Genomic DNA, 6891 nt, shown 5'->3' on the forward strand with positions numbered 1-6891 from the left:
TCCTTTTTACTCTCTATGATCAAATTTCATCTTCGTCGGAATGTTTGGCGATCTTCCTCGGCATCCACCAGCCGCACCATAACATGCCCCCGACCCATAATGGCAGCCATACCTCCAGTTGAAACGAGCACAGAATGCCTACTAGCCCGAGAATAAAGACCATCGATAAACCTGCCGTGCGCGCGATTGCCGCCGCGGCAACGAGTCTCGCCTCCGGAGCGATCGGTACGGTCGCGGCCGTTTCGACGAAGCGTACCCTTCTCAACTCGCTAAGCTGCAAGCCTCCGATAAGAATAGCCACTCCGTAGACGACTCCCGCCGCAGCAACGTTACTTGTTACGGCGATGATTATACCTGCAAGTACGGTCCACCGTAAGTAAGCTCCGAACGTTTCTCCCCGCAAGAACGACTTGGCGTATAAGAAATGCCATGTCCTGCCGCGTTTCCATAACATGAAATCCCCCGCCCAGGCGATCCAGCGACGGCGAGAAGGCTTGGAGGATTCCGTCGGGACGTCGACGAACCAGCCGAGGAAAGCCATCCAGCGGCGACGAATCGCCGCTTCTTCTTCGATTAGCCTGTCCCATGGCAATGCATGCTGCGACGGAATCTTCCATAACAGAATGACTATCAGCATGCATAGCAGCATCAACGGAATCGCTATCGATAAGGGCTTCAGCAACAGGACCGCGACAACCAAGACCGATAGCGTCCATCTCGCCAGCTTAAGAATAACGCGCCGCGATGCGGCAGCCGCTTTCCGTTCTCTCCAGCCCGCGTAAACGTTGCATCCCGCAACGATCGCGAACAGGATTCCCAGAAGCGCGGTCGGATGGCCGTCGGCAAGAACCGCGGTTTCCGGCGCCCGTTCGTAGACCGGCACGAATAAGCAAAATACGGCTAACGTCCGCAAGACGGCCGCAACGATAGCCGCTCGCAAAGCCGGCCGAATATAAGCTTGCGCTACGCTTACTTCCATTGCCAATAAGAATACCGAATCCGCAGGACGGAAATAAGTTCGAAGCGGAGCGCGCAGTGCCGCCAAGGATAGAACGGCGATTCCGACCCAGCGTGCCGGCCAGTCCTCCGGTACGTCCTTGATGAGATCCACATACCACACCAAAACGGCGAAAAATATCGCCGAAGCGAATAACCCGAATCCGCTCTGGAACACGTAGCGGAAATGGGGAACGATTTCATTGCGGAAAGCGGCGGCGCGACTTTGGCGAAGAGAGCGCAGAAAGCCGAGTTGCTTCTCCTGCCCCTGATCAAGCACGCTTATGGCCTCCTTCCGCTTCCGCTTTCACTTTCGCTTCGGCTGCCAGAACAAGCGCTTCGAACGCGTCGTCCAACGTCGACTCCGGATCGGTGCAGCCCGCCTGCGTCTTCACTTCCCGCGGCGTTCCCTCCGCGATCATCCTCCCCCGGTGCAGAACGACGAGCCGATTAGCTCTGCGTTCCAACGCCGGAAGAATATGCGAGCTTAGCAGAATCGCGCTACCGCCTTCTCGTACTTCCTCCAACGCTGTCAGTAGCCCGCGAATCGCCAGCGGATCGAGTCCGAGGAACGGTTCGTCTATAATAAGCAGCGGCGGGCGAACGAGCAGCGCGTTCATAAGCATAACCTTCTGCTTCATTCCCTTGGATAACGTATCGGGCAACGCGTTCATCGCTTCCGTCATCCGGAACGTAAGGGCTAACTCCTCCATGCGTTTCACGGCATCGGCTTCTTCCATTTTGTAAGCCATTGCCGTCCATTGCAGGTGCTCTTTCACCGTCAGATTGGGAAAAAGGGACGGCTGCTCCGGCACGTACGCGGTCGAGGATCTGTATTGTTCGCGATTTTCCTCCAGCTTAACGCCCGCCACCCTGACTTCTCCGCTTTGCGGAACCATCAACCCCAGAATATGTTTAATCGCCGTGCTCTTCCCGGCCCCGTTGAGACCGATCAATCCGACCATCTCGCCCGGATGAACGGTAATCGACACGCCGTGCAGCACCGGTCTCCGCTGGCTATATCCGCCTATCAGTTTCGTCATCTCTAATGCCGGAACGTTCTCTTTTCCGTGTTTCAAAGCCACCTTGATTCCTCCTCGGTCACGCCCGTACAACCTTTCTCCTATTATACCGACTGGAGGCGCTCCGCACAAAAACGAAGAGAGCCGCATAAGCGCGGCCCCCTCCGGATAACGATCGTATGAGGTATTTGAATATTACGAAAGAATCTCGATCGTTTGCACGATGTTGTTGTTCCCTTTGACGACTACGTTCAGATTCGGCGAAAGCACCCCGGAATTGCCCGTAATCGTTACGTTGGCATCGACGTTGTAGATGATCGTTTGCATCGTGCCGTTAACGTCCTTGCTTAAGGAGATCGTCGCGATTTTACCTTGCTGGTTCAAAGTGAAAAAGCTGACTTTGCCGGCGTCGACCAGTTGGGTGACAGGCACGGCTAATTTCGTTACTTCGATGAATACCGCTTTTCCTTGGAAGGTGCGCAATAGAATCTCGTCTCCGGTTTGCAGGGCGGACAACGGAGCTTTGACATCCTTCCGGAAAATAAACACGTTCGCGTCTACCGGAACGGTAACCGTCGTATTGTCGGTTCTTTTCACCGTAATGCTGCCGTTCGAGATCGTTTGAATTTTACCGGTAATCGCTTGGGCGTTCTGATCTCCCGGCAATTGTTGGTCGACGCGGTCAAGCAAAGCCGCCAATTCCGCGCGGGTTACCGGTCTGTTCGGCTGGAACGTGTTGTCGCCGTAGCCGGTGATCAGATTTTTCTCCAAAGCGACCGCGATGTAACCGACGGAACCAGCCGGAATGTCTTTGGTGTCGCGGAAAGGCAACACCGTGTCCATCTTCTTCTTGGCTTCGCCTTCGAGCTTCATGGCCTTGACAAGAAGAACGGAAGCCCACAGACGGTTAGCAGGCTTGTCGGCTTGAATGGAAACGTCGCTTTCGGAGAAAAGGTCGTTCTCCAGAGCTACGGTTACGTAACCTACGGCCCAGCCGTATTTGTTCTTCAATTGGTCGAAGTCTTTAAAGTTAAGCTTGGCGTTCATGTTCTCCGGCTTTTCGGCTTCTTCCTTCAAACCGAGCAAACGTACGGCCGCTACGAGCGCTTCGATGCGCGTGATATTGTTTTTGGGCTTGAAGCTTCCGTCCTCGTATCCGTTGAACACGCCTTGGGACGCCAACCGGATAATGTGATCGTAAGCCCATTTCCATTCCTTTTGATTCAAGTCGCCGAAATCCAAGTTGATGCCCTTGTTGCCCTTATTGGAATTCGAATTTGGGTTGCCTTTGTTTTTATCGTCGTTTTTATGATCGTTTTTATCGTCGTTTTTGCCGTTTCCGTGCGCGGAGCTATTCTTCCAATCGTCCGAACCGTGCTTAGGGGAAGCCATCGCGCCCGTCGCGCCTCCCATTATCATCGTTAGCGCCAATGTCGCCGCGGCCGTCTTCTTTAAGTTGTTCATTAGAATCAACACTCCTTCGGTAGTTAAGTGATTTCACGGTTATTACCGCGTATGCCTATACCATTCGGGAGAGGGCTCGATTTTGAGAGGGTCCTAGAGGTAAAATGAGGCTAAAGTACGAGAAAGGACCCACTTCCGGGAAGATCCGGAAGCGGGTCCTAATGTGCTATATTTTCTCGTTAATTCTCATCGTTGCGGCTCGTTCGCTCCGAATTAGCGACATTTGTTCGTTAATTCTCACCGCTGCGGCTTGTTCGACCCGAATTAGCGACGTTTGTTCGTTAATTCAAACCGCTGCGGCTTGCTAGCTCCGAGTTAGCGACGTTTGTTCGTTAATTCAAACCGCTGCGGCTTGTTAGCTCCGAGTTAGCGACGTTTGTTCGTTAATTCTGCCTTCAACGGCTTGTTCGCTCCGAATTAGCGACGTTTGTTCGTTAATTCTGCCTTCGCCCGGTAGAAACTCGTTTTACGGGTAAAAACCAGCTTATAGCTAGTCCTAAGTTAACCGTTTCAGGCGCTAGCTTATTCTTTCTTATCACCCGCGCCGGACTCCCGCTTTTCCTTCAGCCACTTCGGAGCGCCTTTGTTTTTCGAGTCGCGCGCGCGTTCCGATTTGGCTTTCGCTTTCGCCGTTTTGACGGGGGGCTTGGCGGCTTCCTTGCCCGGTTGTTTACCTGCCTGCTTGCCGGTCGGCTTATCCGAAGGCTTGGCCTGGCGTTTGTCAGAAGGGTTGGCTGCGCGAAGGTCCGACGGTTTAGCCGGACGCGTGTCGGACGGCTGAGCTTGGCGGCGGTCCGTCAGGTCGCTATTCCCGTTCGTTGTAGATGCAGGAATCGTAGCGGAAGCAATCTCGACTCTATCCGCTTTTCCGACGATGTGCGCCGGTTTACTCCGGGCCGGAAAAGCAGTTTGGACAGGTTGATTGTCTCGCGACACTACGCCAAGTCTAGGCGTCTCATCCGTAGTCGGTCGCTTGTTCGCGACTGGACGCCGAGCAGTCTCGCCCCCCGGACGCTTGTCCGCGATCGGTCTCTTAGGGTCGACAGTCTGCTTCTCGCCTTCGGACTTCGTTTCCAACGTTTTCAAGTACTCCGCCTTCGACTTCCAGACAAGTTTGCCGTCCTTCGTCTCGCCAGTCCCGGGCTTGCGATCCGGCAACGTCGGATTTTTCCGTTCCATGCCCTCCTCTACGGAGACGACTTTTCCCTCGTATAGCATTTTCGGCTGCACCTGGATCTTCAGTTGCTTCTCCAGCTTATCGATGATGAACCGTTCCTCGTGGGAGATCAAAGTGATCGACGTCCCGTCGCGTCCCATTCTGGCCGTTCTGCCGGAACGATGAACGTAGTGATCCGCATCAAGCGCGGGTTCGAATTGAATGACTAGGGGCATGCCGGGAAGATCCAATCCCCGTGCCGCAACGTCCGTTGCGATCAGCAGCTTCGTGCGGCCTTGGCGGAACCGTTGCATGACTTCTCCCCGCTCTTGTCCACGCGTATCTCCGTAGAGAGCATCCGCCGACACGCCTTCATATCGAAGTTTGGCCAGCAGCTCGCCGATCTTTTCCGTATCGTTAACGAACAAGAGCGCCGAAGATGGCTTCATATGCCTGACGATCCGGCGAATCATATCGATCTTTTCCCGGCGGTCGCTCAGGAAATACCAATGCTGAAGAGTTGAAGAGAGGCCGTTCTCGTTTTGAGATTCCGTGACGTCCGAGACCCACGGATCCTTCTGCCATCTTTTCTCCGCATCCCTCATCGCTTCCGAGCGGGTGGCCGATACGAATACGGTTTGACGGTCGCGCGAGCATTGGCGCATCAAATATTCCACGTCGCTTTTCCCGCCCAGCGAAAATACGCGGTCCGTTTCGTCAATCACGACGAAAGATACCGCGTGAAGCGATAACTTCCGTGTGTTCGATACTTCGCGTACCCGGCCCGGCGTTCCTACGATCAGCGCAGGCTTACCTTTCATCCGCTCCAACTGGCGAGCCAAAGAAGCTCCGCCGATCAGAGCGGTCGCTTTAATGCCCAGCGGCTGCCCGTAAACTTCGGCCTCGCGCATGATTTGCATCGCCAACTCTTGCGTCGGCGCAAGCACGAGCGCTTGCGTTTCCTTGCGGGTGCCGTCGATTTTCTGCAGCAGCGGCAATAAATACGCCAGCGTCTTCCCCGTTCCCGTGGGCGATACCAACACCCCGTCCTTGCCGCTTAACAACGGTGGCAAAGCTTGGCTCTGTACGTCCGAAGGCTCCGATATGCCGGCAGCCGCCAACTTCTCCGCGAGAAGCTCGTTTAATCCCAATTCGATAAAACCCATCATTCCAACTCCTTATTATAGAACGGCTATGCGTCCACCATCCTATTTCTTATTCATAAACCGTCCGAACAAAGCTTCGCTCGCGCGGGGAAACAACTGCATGATCTTAACGCCGGCTGAAGCTATCCAAGGTAAGTCAAGCTCCGGCTTGCGCTTTTCTATAACCGAGACGATAGCTCTAGCCACCTTGTCCGGCGACATCATAAACCAACGCACGTTGCGCACATAGTTTCCATCCGGATCGGCCCGATCGAAGAACGGCGTATCGATCGGACCCGGATTCACGGCCGATACCATTATACCCGTCCCCCGCATTTCTTGTCTCAGCGCGTTCGTAAGTCCAAGAACCGCGTGCTTACTAGCCGAGTATCCCGTCGATTTCGCAGTCGCCATTTTACCCGCTATCGAAGCCACGTTAACGATATGACCTCCACCCGATGCCATCATGGATGGAAGCACCGCGCGGGTGCAGCGAACCGTACCCAAATAATTCACGTCCATCATTTCTTCAAAATGAGCCAACGGAGCATTCGCGAACGGAATAAACTCGCCATACCCTGCATTATTCAGTAATACGTCAATTTTACCGTATCTGTCCAAGACTTGCGAGGTCACCCTATCAACCAGCTCCTCGGAGGTCACGTCCATCTCGTAAATCGCATGCTCTCCTTGAATCGCGGACGACAGCTTTTGCATCTTCTCTACCGATCTTGCCGTCAGAACGGGAATAGCCCCTTTATCAGCGAGCAGCTTCGCGACCAATGCCCCGATCCCGCTAGATGCGCCGGTAATCAACACGACTTTGCCGGTTAAATTTACTTTCATTATTTCCATCCTTAACAATCGAATGTGTGTTTCGAGCTCCGCACTGGCACTTAGGAGCGCCCAGCGAGCACTCGGAGAAAGTGGCGACAAGCGCAGCGAGGCTCCACGTCTCTCCGCACTTTGGAGCGCGCAGCAAGCTCTCGGAGAAAGTGGCGACAAGCGCAGCGAGGCTCCACGTCTCTCCGCACTTTGGAGCGCGCAGCAAGCTCTCGGAGAAAGTGGCGACAAGCGCAGCGAGGCTCCACGTCTCTCCGCACTTTGG

The 6891-nt window shown here is 54.5% G+C and carries 5 protein-coding genes; all 5 read right to left on the bottom strand.

Annotated elements, in window-relative coordinates; genetic code table 11:
- Nucleotides 1-19 precede the first annotated feature (19 nt).
- Nucleotides 20-1276 carry an ABC transporter permease gene (locus DFP95_RS17785; protein ID WP_181907497.1) on the bottom strand — a complete coding sequence of 419 codons (1257 nt, stop codon included), beginning with the start codon at nucleotides 1274-1276 and terminating at the stop codon, nucleotides 20-22.
- Nucleotides 1269-2039: an ABC transporter ATP-binding protein gene (locus tag DFP95_RS17790; protein ID WP_115994162.1), complete on the bottom strand. Its 771-nt coding sequence runs from the start codon at nucleotides 2037-2039 to the stop codon at nucleotides 1269-1271. The genes DFP95_RS17785 and DFP95_RS17790 overlap by 8 nt, the downstream gene beginning before the upstream one ends.
- 174 nt (nucleotides 2040-2213) lie before the next feature.
- Nucleotides 2214-3482, bottom strand: coding sequence for an S-layer homology domain-containing protein (locus DFP95_RS17795; RefSeq protein WP_115994011.1), 1269 nt, complete (start codon nucleotides 3480-3482; stop codon nucleotides 2214-2216).
- A 522-nt stretch (nucleotides 3483-4004) separates the two neighbouring features.
- Nucleotides 4005-5807 carry a DEAD/DEAH box helicase gene (locus tag DFP95_RS17800; RefSeq protein ID WP_115994012.1) on the bottom strand — a complete coding sequence of 601 codons (1803 nt, stop codon included), beginning with the start codon at nucleotides 5805-5807 and terminating at the stop codon, nucleotides 4005-4007.
- A gap of 39 nt (nucleotides 5808-5846) precedes the next feature.
- A complete protein-coding gene (locus tag DFP95_RS17805) occupies nucleotides 5847-6629 on the bottom strand; it encodes an SDR family NAD(P)-dependent oxidoreductase (protein ID WP_115994013.1) in 783 nt (260 codons plus the stop codon).
- Nucleotides 6630-6891 lie beyond the last annotated feature (262 nt).

Source organism: Cohnella lupini, from assembly GCF_003386205.1.
Classification (GTDB): domain Bacteria; phylum Bacillota; class Bacilli; order Paenibacillales; family Paenibacillaceae; genus Cohnella; species Cohnella lupini.

Coding starts and splice junctions, on each gene's coding strand:
- DFP95_RS17790 (WP_115994162.1), bottom strand. CDS start 2,039: ATGACGAAACTGATAGGCGGATATAGCCAGCGGAGACCGGTGCTGCAC.
- DFP95_RS17795 (WP_115994011.1), bottom strand. CDS start 3,482: ATGAACAACTTAAAGAAGACGGCCGCGGCGACATTGGCGCTAACGATG.
- DFP95_RS17800 (WP_115994012.1), bottom strand. CDS start 5,807: ATGATGGGTTTTATCGAATTGGGATTAAACGAGCTTCTCGCGGAGAAG.
- DFP95_RS17805 (WP_115994013.1), bottom strand. CDS start 6,629: ATGAAAGTAAATTTAACCGGCAAAGTCGTGTTGATTACCGGCGCATCT.